The organism is Occallatibacter sp. (genome assembly GCF_049582745.1).
Classification (GTDB): domain Bacteria; phylum Acidobacteriota; class Terriglobia; order Terriglobales; family Acidobacteriaceae; genus Telmatobacter.
On the sequence record NZ_JBAUUO010000064.1, the window covers coordinates 110,057 to 132,631 of the forward strand.

At 59.4% G+C, this 22,575-nt stretch carries 24 protein-coding genes; 16 read left to right on the forward strand and 8 right to left on the reverse strand.

Going from position 1 to position 22,575, the window contains the following annotated elements; all coding sequences use genetic code 11:
• Positions 1-71 precede the first annotated feature (71 nt).
• The 10 genes from WCA10_RS10595 to dnaB all read left to right on the forward strand — a co-directional run bounded on the left by WCA10_RS10595 (position 72) and on the right by dnaB (position 10,142).
• Positions 72-890: a hypothetical protein gene (locus WCA10_RS10595; protein WP_472822485.1), complete on the forward strand. Its 819-nt coding sequence runs from the start codon at positions 72-74 to the stop codon at positions 888-890.
• A gap of 73 nt (positions 891-963) precedes the next feature.
• Positions 964-1,473 (forward strand): CcdC family protein, encoded by a 510-nt coding sequence (locus WCA10_RS10600; protein ID WP_472822486.1) that lies wholly within the window; start codon positions 964-966, stop codon positions 1,471-1,473.
• A 31-nt stretch (positions 1,474-1,504) separates the two neighbouring features.
• Entirely contained in the window at positions 1,505-1,798 is a 294-nt protein-coding gene (locus tag WCA10_RS10605; RefSeq protein WP_472822487.1) for a muconolactone Delta-isomerase family protein, read from the forward strand.
• Positions 1,799-1,921: 123 nt separating this feature from the next.
• Complete coding sequence (gene gcvH / locus WCA10_RS10610) at positions 1,922-2,311, forward strand: glycine cleavage system protein GcvH (protein ID WP_472822488.1); 390 nt, start codon at positions 1,922-1,924, stop codon at positions 2,309-2,311.
• Positions 2,312-2,448: 137 nt separating this feature from the next.
• On the forward strand, positions 2,449-3,798 hold the full coding sequence (gene gcvPA, locus WCA10_RS10615) for an aminomethyl-transferring glycine dehydrogenase subunit GcvPA (RefSeq protein WP_472822489.1): 1,350 nt from the start codon (positions 2,449-2,451) through the stop codon (positions 3,796-3,798).
• Positions 3,799-3,800: 2 nt separating this feature from the next.
• Positions 3,801-5,456, forward strand: coding sequence for an aminomethyl-transferring glycine dehydrogenase subunit GcvPB (gcvPB, locus tag WCA10_RS10620; RefSeq protein WP_472822490.1), 1,656 nt, complete (start codon positions 3,801-3,803; stop codon positions 5,454-5,456).
• Between the two features lie 757 nt (positions 5,457-6,213).
• Complete coding sequence (locus WCA10_RS10625) at positions 6,214-7,572, forward strand: pilus assembly protein TadG-related protein (protein WP_472822491.1); 1,359 nt, start codon at positions 6,214-6,216, stop codon at positions 7,570-7,572.
• 32 nt (positions 7,573-7,604) lie between these two features.
• A complete protein-coding gene (locus WCA10_RS10630; RefSeq protein ID WP_472822507.1) occupies positions 7,605-8,066 on the forward strand; it encodes a TadE/TadG family type IV pilus assembly protein in 462 nt (153 codons plus the stop codon).
• A gap of 86 nt (positions 8,067-8,152) precedes the next feature.
• Complete coding sequence (locus tag WCA10_RS10635) at positions 8,153-8,608, forward strand: TadE/TadG family type IV pilus assembly protein (protein ID WP_472822508.1); 456 nt, start codon at positions 8,153-8,155, stop codon at positions 8,606-8,608.
• 145 nt (positions 8,609-8,753) lie between these two features.
• Positions 8,754-10,142, forward strand: a complete 1,389-nt coding sequence (dnaB, locus tag WCA10_RS10640; protein ID WP_472822492.1) for a replicative DNA helicase — start codon at positions 8,754-8,756, stop codon at positions 10,140-10,142.
• A 35-nt stretch (positions 10,143-10,177) separates the two neighbouring features.
• On the opposite strand, the gene WCA10_RS10645 is transcribed toward dnaB, so the two are convergent.
• A complete protein-coding gene (locus WCA10_RS10645; protein WP_472822493.1) occupies positions 10,178-10,885 on the reverse strand; it encodes a hypothetical protein in 708 nt (235 codons plus the stop codon).
• A gap of 314 nt (positions 10,886-11,199) precedes the next feature.
• Here WCA10_RS10645 and WCA10_RS10650 point away from each other — a divergent pair, with 314 nt between their 5' ends.
• A complete protein-coding gene (locus WCA10_RS10650; protein ID WP_472822494.1) occupies positions 11,200-11,439 on the forward strand; it encodes a hypothetical protein in 240 nt (79 codons plus the stop codon).
• 162 nt (positions 11,440-11,601) lie between these two features.
• Complete coding sequence (locus WCA10_RS10655) at positions 11,602-12,117, forward strand: sigma factor-like helix-turn-helix DNA-binding protein (protein WP_472822495.1); 516 nt, start codon at positions 11,602-11,604, stop codon at positions 12,115-12,117.
• Between the two features lie 79 nt (positions 12,118-12,196).
• Here the strand turns inward: WCA10_RS10655 and WCA10_RS10660 are convergent, their stop codons facing one another.
• Positions 12,197-13,675 carry a CoA-acylating methylmalonate-semialdehyde dehydrogenase gene (locus WCA10_RS10660; protein ID WP_472822496.1) on the reverse strand — a complete coding sequence of 493 codons (1,479 nt, stop codon included), beginning with the start codon at positions 13,673-13,675 and terminating at the stop codon, positions 12,197-12,199.
• Between the two features lie 53 nt (positions 13,676-13,728).
• Positions 13,729-14,055, reverse strand: coding sequence for an antibiotic biosynthesis monooxygenase family protein (locus WCA10_RS10665; protein ID WP_472822497.1), 327 nt, complete (start codon positions 14,053-14,055; stop codon positions 13,729-13,731).
• A gap of 156 nt (positions 14,056-14,211) precedes the next feature.
• On the opposite strand from WCA10_RS10665, the gene WCA10_RS10670 reads away from it, so the two are divergent.
• The gene (locus WCA10_RS10670) at positions 14,212-15,291 is read left to right on the forward strand and encodes an alpha/beta hydrolase (RefSeq protein ID WP_472822498.1); all 1,080 of its coding nucleotides are present in this window, start codon (positions 14,212-14,214) and stop codon (positions 15,289-15,291) included.
• A 3-nt stretch (positions 15,292-15,294) separates the two neighbouring features.
• On the opposite strand, the gene WCA10_RS10675 is transcribed toward WCA10_RS10670, so the two are convergent.
• Positions 15,295-16,176: a universal stress protein gene (locus WCA10_RS10675; protein ID WP_472822509.1), complete on the reverse strand. Its 882-nt coding sequence runs from the start codon at positions 16,174-16,176 to the stop codon at positions 15,295-15,297.
• Between the two features lie 225 nt (positions 16,177-16,401).
• Between WCA10_RS10675 and WCA10_RS10680 the strand changes: the two genes are divergently transcribed.
• From WCA10_RS10680 to WCA10_RS10690, 3 genes are read left to right on the forward strand one after another with little or no spacing between them, the layout of a single operon-like run.
• Positions 16,402-16,956, forward strand: coding sequence for a hypothetical protein (locus WCA10_RS10680; RefSeq protein WP_472822499.1), 555 nt, complete (start codon positions 16,402-16,404; stop codon positions 16,954-16,956).
• Between the two features lie 35 nt (positions 16,957-16,991).
• On the forward strand, positions 16,992-17,591 hold the full coding sequence (locus tag WCA10_RS10685; RefSeq protein ID WP_472822500.1) for a hypothetical protein: 600 nt from the start codon (positions 16,992-16,994) through the stop codon (positions 17,589-17,591).
• Complete coding sequence (locus tag WCA10_RS10690) at positions 17,584-17,886, forward strand: winged helix-turn-helix domain-containing protein (RefSeq protein ID WP_472822501.1); 303 nt, start codon at positions 17,584-17,586, stop codon at positions 17,884-17,886. Before WCA10_RS10685 ends, WCA10_RS10690 begins: the two co-directional genes overlap by 8 nt.
• Here WCA10_RS10690 and WCA10_RS10695 read toward each other — a convergent pair.
• The 4 genes from WCA10_RS10695 to folK form a co-directional block, all read right to left on the reverse strand.
• Positions 17,876-19,045 (reverse strand): tRNA guanosine(34) transglycosylase Tgt, encoded by a 1,170-nt coding sequence (locus tag WCA10_RS10695; protein WP_472822502.1) that lies wholly within the window; start codon positions 19,043-19,045, stop codon positions 17,876-17,878. The genes WCA10_RS10690 and WCA10_RS10695 overlap by 11 nt on opposite strands.
• A gap of 75 nt (positions 19,046-19,120) precedes the next feature.
• A complete protein-coding gene (locus WCA10_RS10700; RefSeq protein ID WP_472822503.1) occupies positions 19,121-19,462 on the reverse strand; it encodes a hypothetical protein in 342 nt (113 codons plus the stop codon).
• Positions 19,463-19,607: 145 nt separating this feature from the next.
• Positions 19,608-21,911: a TonB-dependent receptor gene (locus WCA10_RS10705; RefSeq protein WP_472822504.1), complete on the reverse strand. Its 2,304-nt coding sequence runs from the start codon at positions 21,909-21,911 to the stop codon at positions 19,608-19,610.
• Positions 21,865-22,401, reverse strand: coding sequence for a 2-amino-4-hydroxy-6-hydroxymethyldihydropteridine diphosphokinase (gene folK / locus WCA10_RS10710; protein ID WP_472822505.1), 537 nt, complete (start codon positions 22,399-22,401; stop codon positions 21,865-21,867). The genes WCA10_RS10705 and folK overlap by 47 nt, the downstream gene beginning before the upstream one ends.
• Positions 22,402-22,575: the final 174 nt, after the last annotated feature.

A 22,575-nucleotide genomic window follows, 5' to 3' on the forward strand; every position in this document is an offset into this window, starting at 1 on the left:
TTGCGAATTGAAGATTCTCGCGCCCGATTCATCGCTACCATGATTCAAGGCACAACGAGACTTGAGAAAGAATGATGCGTCGAGACACGCTTTTGGTCCTTCTGACCGTTGCAGGCTCCGCTCTCTCATGGTGGCCTTTGATCATTGAGCCAAGCCTTGATTTGCCTTGGTGGCTTCCGCTAGCTATCGTTCCGCTGTGTGCCGGCCTGTCGACGATTTTATCGGGTGGGCTTTGGCTGAGGTTCGTTGTTGCGTCTGTTGTTGGCACATTCGCCGGACTGTGCAGCGGTTACGCGATCTGGCCGCCGTCGGATCCGATTGCCGCATCCTACACGCTTTTCGCAATAGGCGCGGCCCTCGGGGCGGCGGTGCTTGTGTCGCTGGCGGCATGCCTGGTTGGGGCTGCGATCTCGGTGAGTGAAAAGTACAAGCGTGTTCTCTGGCTCTTGCTTGCATCCGGCGTTGCGTATGGGCCGATCGCTCTCGCACTGACACCGCCGCTCGTTGCGCACAGAGTGGCGCGTAATGACCGAATCGCCGCAGAGAGATTCTCTTCATTGAAGGGTGCGGTGGAACAGACGATCGCGGAATCTGGCAATCTGGCCAGCATCTGTAATCCGGCTGCGTTGAGACGGCACTACTCGGGACCGCCGTTTCGTGAAAAAACCTGGAACTATATTGCCGGAAACTACGTTACGGAAGACGGATACGCGGTCGGAATTTGGGTCTATTGCCCCAGTCCGGATGGATACATGATCGACGCGATTCCGGCGCGAGGAAAAGCCGACGGCACGCGGCGATTCTGCACCGACGAATCCAAGAAGGTTGGCTGCGGAATGGATTGGGATCAATCGCGGAAACGTAGTGTTTGCACCCCTTGCGCCCAATAAGGTGTCGGTGCGTCCCCACAACTGGAGTCTTTTGGCTGTCGCACGGACTCCCGAAATCCCATAAAATAGACGCATGGTGGCGCTTCCCCTCTTCTCCTCCGTCTTCGGCAAAGCTGCCGGCTCGTTTATTGCTGCAGGGGCAGGAGCTGTCGCCGTCATCATCTGGAGGATGCGGGAGACGCGCACCGCCGTTTCACTCAAGAAAATCATCATCCCGCCGCTCGGTATGGCCACCGGGTTCTCGATGTTTGCGGACCCCGCGTTTCGGGTCCCATGGATCTGGGCGGGCATCGCATTTCTGATTGGCGCCGTTGCCCTTGCGTGGCCCCTGCTGTTGACGACGCGGCTGGAGCGCCAGGGAGAGGCGGTCATGATGCGGCGATCCAGCGCCTTTCTCGCTGTAATTCTGGTGCTGGCTGCGATCCGCCTGTTCGCACGCGGTTACTTTGACAAGATCCTGACCGCACCTCAAACCGCAGGCATCTTCTTCATCCTCGCCTTCGGGATGATCGTGATCTGGCGCGCCAAGATGCTGGTGGACTTCCGCCGGCTGACCGCCGATCTGGAAACCAGCGCGGCCTGAGCGGGCTTGCCACGTTTCGTACAATTTCAATATGCAGTTCCTGACGCTTTCACGACGCCGCACCGACGCATTTCCGCCTGATGCTTTTACACCGGAGCTCAATGCCCGCGAGGGCCAGCGCGTAAAAGAACTCTACGCCGCCGGCATCCTGCGGCAGGTGTGGCGAAGGGGCGACGTCCCCGGCGCAACCATCTTGTGGGAAGCGGCCAGCGAGGCCGAAGTGCGCGAAGCTCTCGGCAGCCTACCCATCTTCAAGGCCGGGATGCTCGAAGTGGCTGCCTTTGTCCCGCTCGAACCCTACCCGGGATTCGGGCCCGCGAAGTAGTCTCAAATTTGCTTCAAAAGCGGTTTTTGATCGCGCCAATCCCGCTTTTCCTCAGTCCCCGCGCGCCGTTCCAAGGTCGTACACTGTAGCTTCATTTGCTTTCCGAAAGGAGCATGTTCTTCTATGGCTTATCCGGCGAATTATCGCTATACCCGCGAGCATGAATGGATCTCGCTCGACGGCAAGATCGGGACCGTCGGCATCACCGACTACGCTCAGAACTCCCTGGGCGACATTGTCTACGTTGACGTGCCGAAAGTGGGCGACTCCATTACCGCCAATGCGTCATTCGGGTCGGTCGAAAGCGTCAAGGCGGTCAGCGACCTCTACTCGCCCGTCACTGGCACCGTGACGGCGGTGAACGAGGAACTGAAGACCAGCCCCGACAAGATCAACGAAGCGCCGCACGAAACCTGGATCATCAAGATCGAGCTGTCTAATCCCTCGGAATACGAGAAGCTCCTCGACGCCGCATCGTATGAGAAGTTCGTTTCGGAAGAGACGGGGGCGTAAATGCGGTTCTCAGTCGTCAGTTCTCAGTTTTCGGTTAGATACCGAAACGGGATATCTGGCGACATACGACGGAACTGACAACTGATGACTGAAAACTGATAACTGAGTATTGACCACTGGTCCCGGAGGGACCATCCATGCGCTACCTACCAAAATCTCCTGCCGAGCGGGAGCAGATGCTCAAGGCGATCGGCGCCAAGGCGATCGACGATCTCTTCGCCATCATTCCGCCCGAGTATCGGCTCACCCGCGACCTCGACGTCCCGCGCCAGCAGGCCGAGAGCGAAATCATCGACTACTTCAAGGCCGCCGCGCAGAAGAACGCCACCGATTACGCGAGCTTTCTGGGCGCAGGCTGCTATCGACACTATCGCCCCGTGATTATCGATGCGCTGGTGCAGCGCGGCGAATTCCTCACCAGCTATACGCCGTATCAGCCGGAGATTACGCAGGGCACCCTGCAAGCAATCTTTGAGTTCCAGACCATGATCGCGGAGCTGACCGGCATGGACGTGGCCAACGCCAGCATGTACGACGGGTCTACGGGCGCAGCGGAAGCGGTGCTGATGGCGATGCGCGTCACGGGCAGACACAAAGCCGTCGTCGCTTCGACGGTGCATCCGGAGTATCGCGAAGTGCTGCACACCTACCTGCAATTCCGCGACATGCCGACATCGGAAATCGGCTACGTCGCCGAGACCGGCCGCGTGGATCTCGACGCCCTTGAAGCGTCAGTCACCGAAGAGACCGCCGCAGTGCTGGTACAGAGTCCCAACTTTTTCGGAGTGATTGAAGACATTCCGGCGATTGCGGAGATTGCGCACAAAAAAGGCGCGCTGCTGATCGTGTCGATTGCCGAGGCGGTTTCGCTGGGCGTTGTCCGGCCGCCGGTCGAGGCTGACATTGTCAGCATGGAAGCGCAGTCGTTCGGCGTCGCACTCAGTTATGGCGGGCCGTTCTGCGGCGTGATCGCAGCCAGGGAGCAGTATCTGCGCCAGATGCCCGGCCGCCTTGCCGGCCAGACCGTCGACAGCAACGGCAATCGTGGGTTCGTTCTGACGCTCTCCACCCGCGAGCAGCACATTCGCCGCGAGAAGGCGACATCCAATATCTGCACCAACCAGGCGCTGGTTGCATTGATGGCGACGATCTTCCTGACGGTTTATGGCAAGGAAGGCATTCGCGAACTTGCCGAACACAATCTCGCCAAGGCAGACTACGCCGCCAAGACGTTGAGCGCCCAGCCCGGCGCGAAGCTTCTGTTCAAGGGCGCGCCGCGCTTTCACGAATTTGTCTTGCAGACCCAGGAACCGCCCGCGCAATGGAGCCAGCGTCTGCTCGACGAAAAGATCGTTGGCGGCATCGATTTGCGCCGCTGGTATCCGGAGTTGAAGAACGCAACGCTATGGTGCGCGACGGAAGTGGTAACCCGCGCAACCATCGACCACGCGGCGAAGGTGCTGGCCGCCGCGCCGGTGGAGGCATAAAAATGGCGACATCTGAAATCGCAATCTCGAAAACCATCGGCAAGGTTCGGCCCCACCAGACGCAGAACGAGGGTCTCGTTTTCGAGAAGTCGTCGCCGGGCAAAAAAGCTTACAAATTGCCGCCGCTCGACGTGCCTGAAGTCGATTCCGCTGCTCTGCTAGGCGCCGCAAGGCGCGATAAAGGAGCGGAGCTCCCGGAACTGAGTGAGATCGAGATCATTCGCCACTTCACGCGCCTCTCCACCTGGAACTACGCCATCGATCTCGGCATGTATCCGCTCGGCTCGTGCACCATGAAGTACAACCCGCGCGTCAACGAATTCGTTTCGCGCATCGAAGGTCTGGCCGAGGCGCACCCCTACCGTCCCGAGTCGCTGGCGCAGGGCGTGCTCGAAATCATCGACCTGCTGCAGCGCTGCCTCATCGAGATCACCGGCATGGACACCATCACGATGCAGCCCGCAGCCGGCGCACATGGCGAGTTCACCGGCATCCTGCTGGTCCGCGCGTGGCATCAGTCAAAGGGCAACGCACGCCGCAAGGTCATCATTCCCGACTCGGCGCACGGCACCAACCCGGCCACCGCGGCCATCTGCGGCTACCAGGTCGAGAATCTCAAGTCGAACGCCGACGGCGGCATCGATCTCGAAGCCCTCACGCGCCAGGTGGACGAAGACACCGCCGCCCTGATGCTCACCAATCCTTCCACGCTCGGTGTCTTCGAAAACGAAATTCACAAGATTGCCGACATCCTCCACGCCAAGGGCGCGCTGCTCTATATGGATGGCGCCAACATGAACGCCCTGGTGGGCAAGGTGCGCCCCGGCGACTTCGGTGTCGACGTGATGCACCTCAACCTGCACAAGACGTTTTCGACGCCCCACGGCGGCGGCGGTCCGGGCTCCGGCCCGGTGGCCTGCAAGGCGTTTCTTGAGCCGTTTCTGCCGACGCCGGTGCTGGTGCGTACGGAAAATGCGGCGAACAGCTCATCGACTGAAGGCTGGGAAAGCACGAACGCGGACGCCGCCTCTTCCGGTGCTGCACCTTTGTTCCGCGCCCCCTCTATCCAGAGCGGTTCGTCGGACAAAGTGGGTGGCGGCGATGCTGAAGCTCCTTCGGGTTCGCTTCACTGGGACTATGACCGTCCTCAATCGGTGGGGCGCGTGCGCGCCTTCTACGGCAACACTGGCATGTTCATTCGCGCGCTTGCTTATATCCTCGCCAACGGACCCGACGGGTTGAGGCAGACCACCGAAGACGCCGTGCTCAACGCCAACTACATCCGCAAGAATCTCGAAGACCTTTACGAGCTGCCGTACAAAACACCCTCGATGCACGAGGTTGTTTTTAGCGACAAGCGGCAGGCGGTCAAGGGAGTGAAGACCGGCGACATCGCCAAGCGCCTGATCGATTACGGCTTCCATCCGTATACGGTAAGCTTCCCGCTGATCGTGCACGGCGCGCTGATGATTGAGCCGACAGAGAGCGAATCTCTCGAAGAACTCGATCTTTTCATTAATGCCATGCGCTCCATTGCGAAGGAAGTTGAGGAGAACCCTGAAGTCGTCAAAACCGCGCCGCATTCCACGCGCGTCTCGCGGCTCGACGAAGTCCAGGCTGCGCGCAAGCCCATCCTGCGCTGGCGGCCGTCGCAATAGGGTCAACTCCCATCTGCCGCCAGTACACGCATAGGTGTGTTCTCTCGAACCGGCATTGCTGCGCGAGTGGAACCGAACTTCAGATTTCCTTGCAGCCGTAACGCGGGCCGCTCGACAAATTGGCACCTGCACATTCCGAGCCCAAAGTGACTGCGAGGACCAGGGCTACTGTCGCCGGATCGCTGCCGAATTCCCAAAACTGCGCTAAGTGCTCTGCCTTGTGGCAAGTAGGAGATTTGGAGCGGAGTTTTCAGGCTGCGGGTAACTTTCCAGGATGTGACTTCTCGTGATTTCTGGTTACTGCAAGGATCTGTGAAACGCAGGTTATCTATTCCGATTGCTTTTTGAATCGCACAAATCAGATAATCGGGTCTCTCAAGATGTGAGCGCAGGGGCGTTCGGCCAGCGGTGATGGAAGCGTTTCGAGCATGACGATCGTTCAATAGGCTGCGCTGGCGGCCATCGACGACTTCGCGGCATCCGTCGACATGAGCTAAGTCGATATCCCTTGCGCGAATAGGCGGCCCAATGCCGCCAAGGTTGGCCCTTCCCGTTCAGAGTGGCTATGCCAGGGTGTGAGTTACCTTTGTGTAACCGAAAATGTAAAGAATGCGCCTATAATCACAAATCAAGCAATCGGTTTGCGAGGCGGGTTGGGGGTCAGTTTGACAGGTGGTCCCGGAGTTTGCCTGTGTGCAGCACCCAGCTGAACCGCGAGGAATGTCAGGGCAAATCTGCCGCCAAAGGAGACCTTCCCATGAAGTCCTTCAAAGAGGATTCAGGGCAAACGCTGGTGATCGTAGCGCTTTGTATGACGGTGCTGCTTGGATTTATGGCGATGGCGGTAGACGTCGGTTTCGTCTTTCAGGCCAAGCGAAACATGCAAGTTGTTGCTGATGCCGCAGCCGTGGCGGGCGCGCTCGATTACAAGTACAACAGCTCAACAGCCTCCGCGAAGACGGCGGCCTGTGCCGCAGGCGCGGCCAATGGCCTATCGGCGACCTGTACTGCCAACAGCCAGTGTTCCGGCGTGAGCTCTACCACGATCTGCGTGAACGATCCTCCGCTGAATGGCTATCACGAAAGCACCGGCTATACCGAAGCGATTGTCGTCGAGCCGACGCCGACATTTTTCATGAGGATGTTCCACATATCCTCACTCACCGTGAAAGCCAGAGCCGTTGCAGGCTCGGGAGCCAACAACGGGTGCCTCTGGGCGCTCTCAAAGTCCGGTAAGGACGTTTCTGTGACGGGTTCCGGGTCGATTTCCGCGCCGAACTGCGAAATCTACGACGATTCCAGCGCGAGCAACGCTATGTCGCTGACCGGGAGCGGTTCCATCACTGCAAAGCAGATTGGCATTGTCGGCGGATACAGCGTTACCGGCTCGGGACACATCTCGCCCAATCCTCCCACCACCGGCATTGGACCGGCGGCAGATCCCCTGAACCCCACCGCTCCCACGATTCCGACTGGCACTTGCACGAGTTGCTCCGTCAGCAACACCGGATCAAGCGATAAGACCATTGATCCCGGTACCTACTCATCAATTTCGAACACGGGAAGCGGCAAGTTGACCCTGAACGCCGGGGATTACATCATCACGGGGGATTTAACTAACACGGGAAGCGGGAGCCTCATTCTCGGAGCGGGGAACTATACGATTGGCGGCAATTTTAAGACAACCGGCAGCGGAGCGGTAACAATCGGTTCTGGCCTTTACACCGTCGGGGGCAATCTAAGCCTAACAGGGTCCGGCGCGCTGACGGGTTCCAGCGTCACTTTCTACACCCTGGGCAGCGATACGATTACGGGCAGCGGCAACATGAATTTGAGCGCTCCCACCTCCGGACCCTACAACGGTATGCTCATTTACCAGCCGTTAAGCAATACCAGCGCCATGGCTCTTACCGGTTCCGGTGGTGACTCCGTGAAGGGAATCCTGTACGCTCCGGGGGCGCCGGTGACTCTGACGGGGTCGGGAAGCATGAATGTTTCGCTGGATATGATCGTCGACACGTTAAAAGTTACCGGCAGCGGATCGGTTAACGTTACGAACTATGCGGCAGTAACCAACACAAACACGGCTCTTTCAAAACTTGTAATGGTGGAGTAGCAATGAGACTCGCAAACATCGTGCGCTCGATAATGTGCTCTGCGGTTGCTCGTCTTCCAAGAAAGATCAAAGAGGAGGCTGGCGGCCCTCTTGTCGAGACGGCGCTGGCAATGCCCCTCCTTCTGGCCATGTTGGTCGGGGCAGCTGAATTTGGCTTGGCCGCGTACTCCGCTATTGAAGTATCGAATGCCGCAATGGCTGGAGTGCAGTATGGTGCGCAAAGCGCATCGGCTTCGGGAGACGCAACAGGAATTCAGAATGCCGCTGTGAACGACGCACCCAATATCACGCTGGGAACCACAAATGTTTCCCACACCTGCATTTGTTCGGATGGGTCCGCCTCCACCTGCTTATCCACGGACTGTTCCGCCTCGCACATTGAGACGATTCTCACCGTCCAAACACAGACAACCTTTAATCCTGGACTTCATTTGCCCGGTTTGCCAATGTCATTCACGATTCAAGGAAAGGCCGTCCAAAAGGTTATGCAGTGAGCGAGACAGGCACCCATCGACCGAGATTTCGCTGCGGTTCGCGGAGTCATCCAGGTTTTGTGCGCGCTTTGGCGACTCTCTCGCGCGTGAGCCGGGACAGCACCGGATCATCGCTGGTTGAGTTCGCTTTGTGTTCCGTTGTCTTCATCATGATTACGTTCGGTTTGATTCAATGCTGCTTTGGGCTCTATGCATATAACTTCATCTCCGACGCGGCCCGGTCGGCCTCGCGATATGCTGTTGTTCGTGGCTCATCATGCTCGGGTATCCCAGACTGCGGAATCACATCGGCCCAAGTTCAGACATATGTGCGGGCTAATACCTTTCCGGGCATCAACGCGAACAATCTGACTGCATCCGCGACATGGTACAGTGCAAGTTCAAGCGAGCCTACGACCTGGACCGCGTGTGGAAGTCAATGCAACGCGCCCGGCAATGCTGTTCAGGTCCAGGTGACCTATGCCTTTCCTCTGAATATTCCGTTCTGGAAGAAGCAGAACCTGAGCCTCACCAGCACTTCTCAGATGGTGATCTCCAATTAGAACTGATCCCGGTTCCTGGTGGATTTGCAATCTCTGCTTATCGACCAGCCCGGTGCTTCAATTTCCCTTTTTTCCTAAATGGCTAGGGGTTATTCACAAGACGCTTCTCTGAGAATTTCTGCCGTCGCCGACCTACACTCTAGTTATGGCCACCTTGCCTGACATCACATCGCTCGACGCCGGCCTGCCCGCGAATATCGACGCCGAAAAGACCATCCTCGGCGCCATCCTGCTCGACAATGCCGCCCACTCCGAGGCCGCCGAGCGGCTTGAAGTAGACGACTTTTCGCTCGACTCCCACAAGCGCATCTTCATGCGCATGAGCGAGCTGATGAACCAGCAGCACGCCGTCGACATCGTCACCCTGGCGAACGAACTGGCCCGCGCCAAGGAGATCGAGACAGTTGGCGGCGTGGCCTACCTGGCGTCGCTGACCGAGGGCCTGCCGATCCGGCCGGTCATCGAAGACTACATCCGCATCGTCAAGGACAAGAGCCTGCTGCGCAAGCTCATGCTCATTTGTTCCGCGGCCATTGCCCGCGCGGCCGACCAGAGCGAGACCGCCCTCGAGGTCCTCGACGCTGCCGAGTCGCAACTGCTTGAAGTCAGCGAGAAGGGAATTACCCGCGGCCTCGAACCGTTGGACAAGATTGTCGCGGATTCCTTTGGGACCATCGACAACCTTTACAAGGAAAGCCGCGACGTCACCGGGCTGGCGACTGGATTTACAGTGTTGGACCAGATGACCAAGGGCTTGCAGAAGAACGAGCTCATCATCATTGCCGCACGTCCCTCCATGGGAAAGACCGCGTTGGCCATCAATATCGCCGAGAATGCGGCCATCAACAGCAGAGCCACCGTGGCCGTCTTCAGCCTGGAAATGAGCAAGGCTTCGCTGCTGCGCCGCATGTTGGCCTCGCAGGCTTGGGTAGACCAGCGCAGCATGCAAGCAGGATTCATCAGGAAAGACGATCAGATCAAGCTCGAGAAGGCGCTGGAGCAGCTCATCGAGTCGCACCTGTTCATCGACGACAGCGCCGGCATTTCGCTGGCCGAAATGCGCGCCAAGGCGCGGCGACTGAAACAGACGACCGGCAAGCTCGATCTGATTGTCGTTGACTACCTGCAGCTGATGTCGGCAACGCTTCCCTCGGCCGGCGGCAGGCGTTATGAGAACCGCACGCAGGAGGTGTCTGCGATTTCACGCGGGTTGAAGGCATTGGCCAAGGAACTGGAAGTCCCGGTTGTCGCGCTCTCACAGCTTTCGCGTGCCAGCGAGCGCCGCGGTGACGATAAGCGGCCCATGCTCAGCGATCTCCGTGAGTCGGGCTCCATTGAGCAGGACGCTGACGTGGTTGCTTTCATCCATCGCGAATCCTATTACAACCGCGATGAGGAAATGTCTGAATCGGATCGGGCCAAATCGGAGATCCTTGTTGCCAAGCAGCGCAATGGACCGACGGGAGTCGTGCATCTGAACTTCGTCTCGAAGTTTACGCGTTTCGACAACGCCGATGCCGCCCACGACGGTTGATGACAGGCGGAGGCCGCGCCTCCGCTGAGCACGATTCACAGCTCGTTGATCGTCAAGCACACGCGACCCGCAATGTATTCGCCCGGCGAAGCATCGGGGCCGATCTCGATCAGGTCGACCGGGAAGCCCATATTCAACGGCCGCAGAACCAGCCGCGCCTCCGCAAAGTCGGCATAGCGCAAAGTCAGGTGAGATCCGTCGCGAATGGCATACACATTGGGCCTGCCGGCTCGGTAGGGGGTCAGCGCATTGTAGTGCCGGTCAATCACGGCGAGAGCATCCGGAAACAGCATCGGATCCATGGGCAGCGCATCGGAATGCGCAATACGGATGGCTACAAGCCTCTGCCACGAGCGGCGCGATGCCACAGTTCTGGGTTTGAGCGAGCGAAGCGCGCCGGTGGGCAGATGCAGCATCATCAGCACTGCGCTCGGCCGGATATACGGCTCAAAGAGCGCGGAATTGTGCGAAACAACCGGCACCGTGAGGAGCTCTTCATCGGTGCCGCCGCCCGCACCGGGATGAGAGCCGAGTTCCAGCAGGTCCTCGCATGCCATGTGCTGGGTAGCCAGCATACGGTCGAGTCCCTCGAGTGAGAGCTGCCGGCGCGAGTGCAGAAAGTTGGACAAGTGCGACTTGCCGAATCCGGTTTGCCGCGCCAGCAGTGAGACGCTCAAAGTTCCACGCTCAATCCTGCGCAGCAACTCCACACGAAGGCGTTCGTGCATCTGGGTAAAATTCATCTGTGGATAGTCCGCCACCGGTCATGCAGACGATCGGTCGCTGTTTTCTTTAAGCAAACCGATTTGCGCCGTTTTGGCTTCACTCTTTGGGCTCGCTTGCTTATCCAACAGAACGAATGAAGAAGTGTGCCTGGAAGCGTTGACGCAAAGGATACATCTCTCTAGATTGGGCTTACTCCAGCTCGCACAGGTTGTGGAAAATTTTCGGGGATGGGATTGGTCCGCGCAATCGTACGAGGGTTGTAGTTGCCCTCGTCGAAATCGAGCGTGGTCTCGCACCGCTCCGATCGAACTCCTTCGCAGGCGCTCAAACCATGCGCCTCGGCACTGCCAGTCGAGCTGATTCCAGACTCTGCGCGAACATCGTGATGACATCCACAGCTCGAGCATGGGCAACCGTAAAAGACGGCAAAAGAACCGCCGATGCGATTGCCTGGCTCCTTTCAACCCGCCTGACAGAAGACAACAAACTGAACGAGCGGGAGAAAGCGATTTTTTGGGGAATCGGTCATGGAATTGTGCGTGCAATTGAAGATTTGCGAGGGGTGCGGTAGTCTTTGGTACCGTGCCCAGACCTTGGGAACTGTATATTGTTCACGCTGTAGAACAGAACTGGAGAAGTTTCCCAGCCCTGAGTCCCGAAAGCGGCGCGGGCGTCCGACCACCAAGAGATTCTTGAACCTCTGGGCAGTAGCCGTCGAAGCCGGAGGTGCGAAGTGAGCGCAGCCCTCCAACTGCCGTCTCTTTGGGCCGCAGGAACCATCACTCGGCGTTGGCGGACCGGGCGTAGCGTCGATCCGTTCTCCGGCTCGATTGTGGAAACTGACCCAGCGGGCCAGGACACTGCTTCCGCGCCGTTCATCAGCCTGGCCTTTTATCGCAAACATACTGAAAAAATGCTTCGGCGGTATCTGTACGCGTCCATGCTGGTGGGCCGCGCCCCGGCTATCCTGGGCGAACCGATCGGGCGAGGATGGGTATCGAGCCGCAAAGTCAAAACCTTTGAAGATGCTGTGATCTTCGTGCTCGATATCGAGAAGATTCTGAAGAAACTCGGGCAAGTCGATCAGGCGATTCTCAGCCGGATGGTGTTGCAGGAATATACGCAGGAAGAAACGGCCGCGATGCTCGGCGTGAGCGTACGTGCCATTTCATACAAATACAAAAAAGCGCTCGACAGCCTAACGGAAATGCTGCTGCACGCGGGTCTTCTCATTCTTCCGCCTTCATAATTGTCCGCAATCCGCAGTCGGCCGCCAAAAGGGGAGCGCAGTTCGCGCTCCCCTTTTTCGCGTGTGCGTAGCGGTGCGATCAGAACTTGCGCGACCACTCTTTCGGCCAGCGCTCTACGATTACTTTCTTGTCGGTAAAGAACTCAATCGCGTCGCGACCCTGCGCGTGCATCACGCCAAAGAAACTGCCCTTCCATCCCGAGAAGGGGAAGTAGGCCATGGGTGCCGGTACGCCAATGTTGATGCCCACATTCCCTGTCGAAACAGACGTGCGAAACTTGCGCGCCGCCGCACCCGACGAGGTGAAGATCGAGCTCGCATTTCCATACGCCGAGCGCTCGATCATCGCGACAGCCTCGTCCACCGTGTCTGCATGGACCACCGAAAGCACCGGTCCGAAGATCTCTGTCTCCATCAGAGGACTCGCGGCCGGCAGCCCGTCAAGCACCGTCGGCCCCACAAATGAGCCGGCGCCGTTTCCGTTGGTGCGCCTGCCATCCACGATGGTCTTCGCTCCCTGCTCCGCGCCCTGTCCGATGAGCCCGACTACGCGCTCGCGGCTGGCCTGCGTGATTACCGGCCCCATCTGCGTCGCCGGATCGAGCCCGTTGCCCACTTTCAACGAACCGGCCGCCGCCGCAATCGAGTCGCGGAACCAGTCTTTCGCTTCGCCCACCGTCACCGTTACGCTCACAGCGAGACAGCGCTGCCCCGCGCAGCCAAAGGCTGAATCGGCAATGATCTTTGTCGTGGTCTCCTGGTCGGCGTCCGGCAACACCACGACATGATTTTTTGCGCCACCCTGGCACTGCACGCGCTTGCCGCTCGCCGAGCCGCGTGCATACACGTGTTTGGCCACCGGCGTCGAGCCCACAAAGCTCACCGCGCGCACCAGCGGATGATCGAGCAGCGCATCCACGGCAGCCTTTCCGCCGTTGACCAGGTTCACAACACCATCCGGCAGACCTGTCTCCTGGAAGAGTTCCAGAAGGCGCGCCGCAGAGAAGGGAACCCGATCGCTCGGTTTCAGTACCACGGTATTGCCAGTGGCAATCGCGTAGGGCAGAAACCACAACGGAATCATCTGCGGAAAATTGAACGGCGTAATCACCGCGCAGACGCCGAGAGGCTGTCGCACCATGATCTCGTCGATGCCCGGCGCAACATCCTCGAGCGAATAGCCCTGCATCAGCACGGGAATGCCGCACGCGACTTCGACGTTTTCGATGCCGCGCCGCAATTCCGCCTTGGACTCCGTCAGGGTCTTGCCGTTTTCGATGGTGATCAGGCTGGCGAGCTCATCCAGGTGCAGTTCAAGCAACGCCTTCAACTTGAACAGGTATTGCACGCGATCGACCGCCGGCACGGTGCGCCACGAGGCAAAGGCGGTATGTGCCGCCTGCACCGCCGCGTCGACCTCAGCGGGTGACCCGGCGGGAGAATTCCCAAGCGGCTCGCCGGTAGCAGGGTTCAAAAGATCGATTCCGGTCGGGCTCGTGGAAGTAACCCACTTGCCGCCGACAAAATTGTGAATTGCAGGGGAAGCAATTGCAGTCATGGGAATTCAATGTAACGTACTCGGCATAAAGAGGGCAGCAGGAATTTCAGACCTCAGCCCGCGAGTCCGGCAAGTCCCTGCAGCGAACGGATCTCGTAGTGCGCCGACTCCTTGTCGTACCGGGAGAGATACTGCAGCCGGTCCTCGGGAATGATGGCGACCTCGTAGTGCGCTCCCGCCACTGCCCGCAGAGCTTCGAGCGACTCCCACACCATGATGGTGATGAATTCGATCTCCTCGCCCAACGTCCGGCGCAACACAATGCCTCCGCGGTATCCGGGGATCTTGCTCATTCCAGGCAGCAACTCGGGCTTGAGCTTCGCCTCGTATGCGTCGGCATGTTCGGGCTTCGTATATCCGTGCCAGATTCTCGCAATCATCGGAGTTCCCTCCTCATTCCGCATGCGACCCGCTGCCTCCGGTCGAGAACAGAATGCTGTGACGATCAAGGATACGCCAGTCCCTCTGCTATCGTGGACGGTTCGGCCGCTCGTCCGCGGTGCCTTACCCGAAAATCCTCTGGAGGCTTTGACCCCATGCTCTCGATCGCGCGCTCCGTCGCTTGCATATGCTTCTTCGCGTCGTCGCTGCTCCTTGCCCAGCAGTCCGCTCCGACCCCGACCACCGCCGCCGAGGCCCCCAGCCGCGACACCAGCTACATCGACGCCAACGGCACAGCCCACGTCACACGCGTTGTTCCTGTTCCGCAGACCATCAGCCCCGAGGCGCAGAAGTCGATCGGCCGGCCTGAGCCTGACCAGGGTCCGCCACAGCCGTTAGCAGCGCGCCGCAAGGGTACCGATGCCTACACCGCCCGCGCACGCGTCGAGTGGTCGAAGATCTGCCCAAACACCATTGTCGAAGACAAGATGGCCGGCGTTCCAGTCCGCATCGTGACCCCGGAAGGCATGCCCGAGAAAAACAAGGACAAGGTGCTCATGAACCTGCACGGCGGCGGGTTCAACTCCGACTCCGGCTCCTACACCGAGTCGATTCCGATCGCCGCCTACACCGGCATCAAGGTCGTCGCCGTCCTCTACCGTCTCTCGCCTGAAGTCAAATTCCCAGCTGCGGTCGACGACTCCATCGCCGTCTACAAGGAATTGTTGAAGACTTACAAACCGAAGCACATCGTGATTTACGGCACGTCCGCCGGCGCCATCCTCACCGCCGAAGTGGCGGCGAAGATCAAGCAACTGGGCCTGCCGATGCCCGCCGCCCTCGGCATCTTCAGCGGCATGGGCGACTTTGCGCGTCCCGGCGATTCCCAGGCGATGTACGCGCTGCGCGGCCTCGCCGGCCATCTCGATCCACCCGAGCCCGGAGCGCACGATCCGTTCTATGTCGCCGAAACCGATCCGAAAGACCCAATCCTTTCGCCCATCTATGGCGACCTGCACGGCCTCCCGCCCACGCTCTTTGTCACCAGCGGCCGCGATTTGCTGCTGAGCGGCACGGCCAACTTGGAACGCGCCTATCTGCTGGCCGGGGATGACGCCCACCTCGTGGTCTACGACGCTTTGCCGCACGCCTTCTGGTACGACCTGCGCCTGCCCGAAGCCATTGAAGCCAACCACATCATGGCCGATTTTTTTGTGAAAGAGCTTGGAAAATAGTCGTTAACCGCGAATCGTGAGCACCGGGCATGGCGACTCGACGACCAGGCTGAATGCGTTTGAAATTCGTATTTCCAGGTCGAGATGGGAACTGTTGCGCACGCCAATCACCAGCAGGTCAATGCCATGTTTCTGGATGTGCTGCAGGATCTGATGATGCGCTTTGCCGGTTTCGACAAACGTGTGGGGATTGCAGAACTCGCGTGCCTGCTGGGGTATTACACGATCCAGTTCGCTCTGGAAGTGCTTCTCAGAATTCGAGAGCCGGTCGGGATGCGCGATCATGCTGCCAGGAACGACGTTGAGCAGATCGATGTCCGCGTGTGCCTCTTCGGCCAGCGTGACTGCGTAGATGGCAGCATGCGCCGCTTCCGGCGTGAAATCCGTGGCATAGAGGATATGTTTGAAGGGCACCGAATGCGGCGATGCTTTGGGCACCTGCGGTCCAACCACAAGGCAAGGCCACGGAGTAGATCGCAGAATCTTATCGGCAGTGGAACCGAGCAGTCCGCGCGCCATTCGTCCTGCGCCATGCGTTCCCAGCACCACCAGGGAGGGCGCACGCTTCTCGGCCAGTTGCGCGATTGCCTTCGGTATATCTCCCTCAATCAGCATCGGAACGGCTTCTACGCCGTCCTCAGAAAGCGCATGGGCGACCCGTGACAGCTCCGTAGATAGATCCTTGCGTTCCCGGCTCACGAGGTGCGAAAGGGTCTCAGCCTCCCGCGCAGCCTGGCTCGACAGAAACGCATGCATCACAATGAATTGCGCCCCGAAATATCTCGCCAGAAGATGCGCATAACGGCCGGCGTTGTCTGAGCTGCTCAAGAGGTCCGTTGCAAATACAACCGAGTCGATGCTGAGCTGAAGCCCCTCGCCTTCCACGTGCAAAGTGTGCCTCCTGTCGAATGCCCAAATCACTCAGACGGTCCTGACGACTCTCCGGTTTGCCCGGCTTTCCAGGAATCTCACCTTAGATAACCTGCCAAATCGAACAGACCGAGATCCCAGTGCAAAAAAGCGATTGACATAGAGTACTCTATATTGTAGAGTACTTCATATTGAGCCAAGGTGGTCCCAGCGGCTCGATGCGCTGACTGGAGGCTCTGCATGAATCGAGATTTGACCGGAATTCGACTTCTGCCTCGGCTTGTCGGCATCCTGCTCGCCGGCTCGGCAATGGCTCTCATCGCCCAGCAGCCGCAAACGTCAAGCGTCGCCGCCCAGCGCGAAGCCATGAAGAAGCTGGCCTTTCTTGCGGGCAACTGGTCCGGACCCGTCTCGATCTCACGCGGGCCGGGCGAACCCTTGAAACTCACCCAGACTGAAAGCGTTCAGTTCAAGCTCGACGGTCTCGTTCTGCTCATCCAAGGCAAGAGCGCCGGGCCGGATGGCAAGGCGCAATTCCAGGCGCTGGCTACCGTCTCCTATGACGACGCCGCCCACGTCTACCGATTCCGTGCCTACAACGACGGACGCTACGTCGACACCGAACTTACCGTGAATCCCGATGGTTTCGCCTGGGGGTTCAACGCGGGTCCGGCAAAAATCCAAAACACCATGCACCTGAACCCGAAGGGCGAATGGCACGAGACGACTGACGTCAGCTTTGCAAGCAATCCTCCGCATCGCAGCGTAGAGATGTTGCTGACGCATGAGCAGTGAGTCTCCAACGAGAATCTCAACGAAGGAGAATAGCAATGGACGATCATCTGAGCACGCAGGATTTGAAGGAACGGCTTGCACTGATTGAAGACATGATCGCCGAGGGCCGGCGGTCTACCGAAAGCTGGGGCTGGATTTTCGTGCTCTGGGGAGTTGCCTATTATCTTGCGATTCTATGGGGCGCGATGAGCCGGAGCGCGTGGGTGTGGCCCGTCACGATGATCAGCGCTTGTGTGCTGACCGGCGTGCTTGTGTCTCGCAAAAGCCACAGTCACACGAACACGACCATCGGACGCGCTATCGGTGCCATCTGGGTCGCAGCGGGGATATCTATGTTCCTTGTGTTCCTCTCATTGGGAACCAGCGGGCGAATTGACCTGCATTTGATGGTCGCAGTTTTGGGCGCCATGCTCGGCTGCGCCAATGCTGCATCCAGCATGATCCTGAAATGGAAAATGCAATTTGCCTGTGCAGCTGTCTGGTGGGGCTGCGCCGTTTTTGCATGCTTTGGCAAAGGCACGCCGGTGACCATCGCGTTTCTGACGGGGATCTTCTTTTGCCAGATTGTATTCGGTATCTACGGGATGGTAATGGACTCGCGGCGACGCAAATCGGTTGGAGTCGTCCATGCCTGAGTTGCCGGAGCTCAATCCCTTGATTCACGGCAAGCTCCGCCTCGCGCTGCTCTCGCTGCTTGTTGGCGTTGAGGAAGCCGAGTTTACGTGGCTGCGCGCGAAGACCGGCTCAACCGATGGCAACCTTGGCGCGCAACTGCTCAAGCTCGAAGAAGCCGGCTACGTCGCGGTTGAGAAGAAGTTCGTATTGCGCAAACCGCAGACGCTTTACCGCATTACCGAGAACGGTCGTCAGGCCCTGTCGGAGTATGTTCAAGCGCTGAAGCAGTTGCTCGGCTCGGCAATTACGGCTTGACCGGTTCCGGCGCCGTCACATTTGCAGCGAGATCTGCGCGAACGCGATTCATGATTCCAAGGTAGTAGGCAAGATTGTGAATCGTGTTCAGCGTGCCGGCCAGCGGCTCGCCGCATTGGATCAGGTGCCGCAGGTACGCGCGCGAGTAACGCCGGCACACCACGCAACCGCATGCCGGATCGGCCGGCCCCTGGTCTTCCGCATATTGCTTGTTCTTGATGTTCACGCGGCCCTCGCTGGTGAACAGCAGCCCGTGACGAGCGGCGCGCGTAGGCAGCACGCAATCCATCATGTCCACGCCCATGCGCGCGTATTGCTCGATTTCGTCGGGATAGCCCACGCCCATCACGTAGCGCGGCTTGTCTTTCGGCAGCAGCGGCAGCACCTCGCGAATGACCTCGAGCGTAAGTTCGCGCGGCTCGCCCACGCTGAGTCCGCCAATCGCGTAGCCATCGAAGTCCATCTCCACCAGCCGCTCCGCGCTCTCGCGCCGCAGATCGTGATACATCCCGCCTTGCACGATGCCGAAGAGTTTCTGCGTCTGTCCTTTCACCCCACGGACGTGGACCTGTCCGTGGGGACCCCGATCGCCGAAATCATCACGCCACGGTACCTCGTCCCGGTGTGCGCGAAAGTGATCGAGCGAGCGCCGCGCCCACGCCATCGTCAGCCGCAGGCTCTCTTCGGCGCGCGTGCGATCCGCCGGGTACTCGGTGCACTCGTCGAAGGCCATGCAGATGTCCGCGCCCAGCGCGATCTGCACATCCATGGAATGTTCAGGTGTAAAGAAGTGGCCGCTGCCATCGAGATGCGAACGGAAGCGCACGCCCTCATCGGTAACTTTGCGTAGTTGCGTGAGGCTGTAGACCTGGAATCCGCCGGAGTCGGTCAGCATGGCGCGCGGCCAGCTGATGAAGCGGTGCAATCCGCCCATGCGGCGAATCGCCTCGTGTCCGGGGCGCAGATAGAGATGATAGGTATTGCCGAGAATGATCTGCGCGCCGAGCGTTTCAAGCACGTCCTGGGGCACGGCCTTCACGCTCCCCGCCGTTCCCACCGGCATGAACACCGGGGTTTCCACCGTCTGGTGCGGCAGATGCATTTGCGCGCGGCGCCCGCCGGTTTCCGTCGTGTTCAGCAGGTTGAATGCGAGGCTCACTTCGTCATTCTAGCTTGCGGGCATCGCGCCAAACTGTTGCGGGGAGTCCCTTCCGACTCCCCGCTTGCTTGCGCATCACCCGTTGCGGCGATGCATGTGCTTTGCGCGGAAGATCCTGCGCGAGGCGAAGTTCTGCCGGCGATGGATCATGCGGCGCTCTTTCATGGTCAGGCGTCCATTTTGGTGCGTGCGCATCGTGCGTGCCTGGCGATGAATGCGCATCTGCTGCCGCTCAAGGCGTGCTCCCTGCCGCGGAGCGAGGCGTCCATTCTGGATGCCGTTTCCAATGCGTCGCTGTTGATTGAACTCGCGCTTCACAATCGGATTCTTCGGCTGTTCCGGCGCGGCGGTTTGGGCAAACGTGATGGCGGGCGCTGCAATCAGAGCCGCCACAAGTACGAGCTTCACGAGTCTCATGGTGTTTCTCCTTCTGTGACGGCGGTGACTATAGATCGTTCCTGGCCACTCACACTTCAAGAAACACTGAGTTCGCAAATTCGTTGTGTAAAGATTTGTTGAGAAGTAGTTGATTCCTTAAGATTTGCTGAACGCCCGGTAGCGCCTATTTCGCTCCGCCAAGGCTCAGTTGCATTCCGGCGCGCGCTACACGCGGCGTTGCCAGCGTGGTCGTCGGTGTTTTCGAAACCTCGATGCTGCGGTCGAAGAGGTTCTCGCCGGCGGCGAAGAATTCAAGATGCGATCCGAAGTCGTGCGACGCAAACGCATCGAGCCGAAAGTAGCTGTGCAGCAAAAAAAGATTCGCATCGTCGTCATACTGGCGTCCGCTCAATCGGCTCTGCAGACTCAGCGTGCCGATGCGCGGACGAAACGCGCGCAGATTCAGTGTCGCCATATTCCGCGCCACCTCGGGAATCCAGTTGCCAAGATCCTGCGTGCCGCGCGACACAATGGCATGCGCATACTGGTAGCCGCCGTCGACAGCGAGCCAGCGGCGCGGAGCAGCTTCAAAATCGATTCCCACGCCGCGGCTTTCAATCTGGCCAAGGTTCTCGCGACGCAGCAGAATCGGCGAAGAATTCGGATTCGTCGTCACCGCAACAATGGGCCGGTTGACCTGCGTGTCAAAGTAGCTAGTGCGAATCGTCCCCCAGCGCCATTCACTTGCAACGCCCGTCTCCCATCCCGTTGCGCGTTCGCTCAGCAGCGACGAATTAGGAAGCGTGAGCTTGCTGCCCACCTGTGTCGAGCGATAGAGTTCGCTCGGCGTCGGCGCGCGAAATGCGCGAAACCCCGATGCCGACAGCGCCCAGTGACCTCCAAGTTTGCGCGACACACCCATCCGTGGATCGAAGATGGTCTCATCGCGCGAGGGCGGCTGCGTTGCTGCGGGCGCCCACGTCGATCCATTCCACACGACCTGGTGCGCATCGAGATTCTGAAACCAGTCCACGCGGCCCGATGCGGTCAGCGTCCATGCACGGTGCGTCCACATTCCTTCTGCGTAGCCTGCCGAATCGCGCTGATGATCGTGCAGGTTAGTCAGCGCTGCGGTCGCGCCAAACGTCTGCTCGCGATCCCACACGCGCACATCGTGCACATCGGCTCCGGCAATCAGCAGTAGCTCCGCGCCGATCGGCTGATTCCAGTGCGCAGCCGCGCCGAGTTCGTTGACTGGCACCAGCGTGAAGCGGGTCGGCGTCTCACCGCAGCGGTAGGTGCACGTTGGATCGGCTGCTGTCGGCGCATTCGAAATGCTCGAGAAGGTCTGCCGGTAGTGCTCCGTCGATCCATACAGGCGCAGCGTCGCCGATGCGTCGCGCGCTCCCTGCCAGTCCGCTCCTGTCGCATAGCGCCAGAGCCGCGTACCGTTCTGCTGAAACGGCGTACCATTCGCGCGCGCTTCATTGAATCCGCTTCCCCGCATAAACAGGCGTAATGGCCCGCGATTGCGCTCCGCGTCGAACAGTCCGTTCTGCCCATGCATATTTGAAACTGTGTCCACAGGCCCGCGCTGGAAGGGAGCCATCTGGATAAATCCGTCTGTGCCGATTGCTCCGCCCGATGCAAGTACGCCCCAATCCTTGAACGTGGTCTCGACGCGCGCGCTGGTGTCATACGTGCCCAGCCCGCCGTAGCTCGAGCGCACCTCGCCGAGCGTGCTGGTGGGCCGCGCCGGCACCACGTTGACCACGCCGCCGATCGCGCTTGAGCCGTACAGATCGCTGGCGCCGCCGCGCACCACTTCAATGCGATCGATCCCCAGCTCCGGCAGCTCCTCCCAGTGAATCCAGCCGCCCAAAGCATCGTTCAGCGGAACATCGTCTTCGGTTAACAAGGTGCGGCTGGCAGAGGTCGAGCCCAATCCGCGCAGGCTGATGCCCTGCGATGTCGGATTGGCCTCGAGCGAACTCGATCGCCGGAACAACTCCACTCCCGGCAACTGCCGCATCTGCCCATCCATGGTCGGAACGGCAGTGGTGTTGAGCGCGACTTCCGAAAGCATTCGTGTGGTCGCCGGGCTCTCCAGCGCACCCAGTGGCGCGCGATACGCCGTGACCGTTACTTGCTGGCTGGTGTTTTCCGGTTCCAGTTGGACCGTTGTGTTGGCGCTGACTTCAACAAATTCTCCAGCAAATCCCCTTGCCTCGATGCGAAGACGGCAGGGAATCCGGCAAAAGATTGTGAGCTGTCCATTGGTGTCGGTGCGGCCCAGCAGCCGTCCGCCCGCCTCTTGAATGCTTGCTCCCGCGATGACAGCCCCGGACTTGTCCACAACCGAAATCGTGAGTGCCACGGGCTTTTGCGCCCAGACAGTTGAGACCGCGAGAAATCCAGCGAGCGCCGCTGCGATCCTGGACTTACGCCGCAGCACGCCAATGATTGCTTTCCATCCGCACCACGGCATCCGTATCACCTGCTTGAGTTTGATGCAATTCTGCGAGCATCTGTTCGACGGTTTTTCCGCGACCTGCAATCCTCAATTGAGGAGCAATCTCATGGAGAGGAACCAGGACAAAAGCCCGCTGATCCAGCCTTGGATGGGGTAGCTCGAGACCAGGATCCCTGATCTCGAGATCGTCTACGAGCAGGATATCCAAGTCCAGCGTCCGAGGACCATTGGGAATCGACTTTGAACGGTCCCGCCCAAACTCCCTTTCAATCGCCAGCAATTGATCGAGCAGAGTGCGCGGCGCGAGCGTCGTATCCAGTGCCACCACCGCATTCATAAACCGCGGCTGCGCTGCAAATCCAACCGGCCGGGTGGAATAGAGCGACGATCGGCGTATCACCGTGCCCAGCGTGCCCAACCTCTCTGCCACCGCGGCCAGCGTGGCATCCGGCGGTCCCGCCGCACTGTCCATGTTCGATCCAAGCGCGATATAGGCCGTGCTCATGGGGTTAGACTAACGCGCGCCGGCCCATCTCGATCTGCTCCGGCAGGCTAGCCTGCATTTCTCACGGGGAGTAGGCAAGAAGTAAAGGTCCGGGAAAAAGAAAGTGGGAAAAGGCCGCTGTTTTTGTGGCATAACTGCGTTGTCGAAGCGTAGCTAAATGCTTACAAAAGGAGC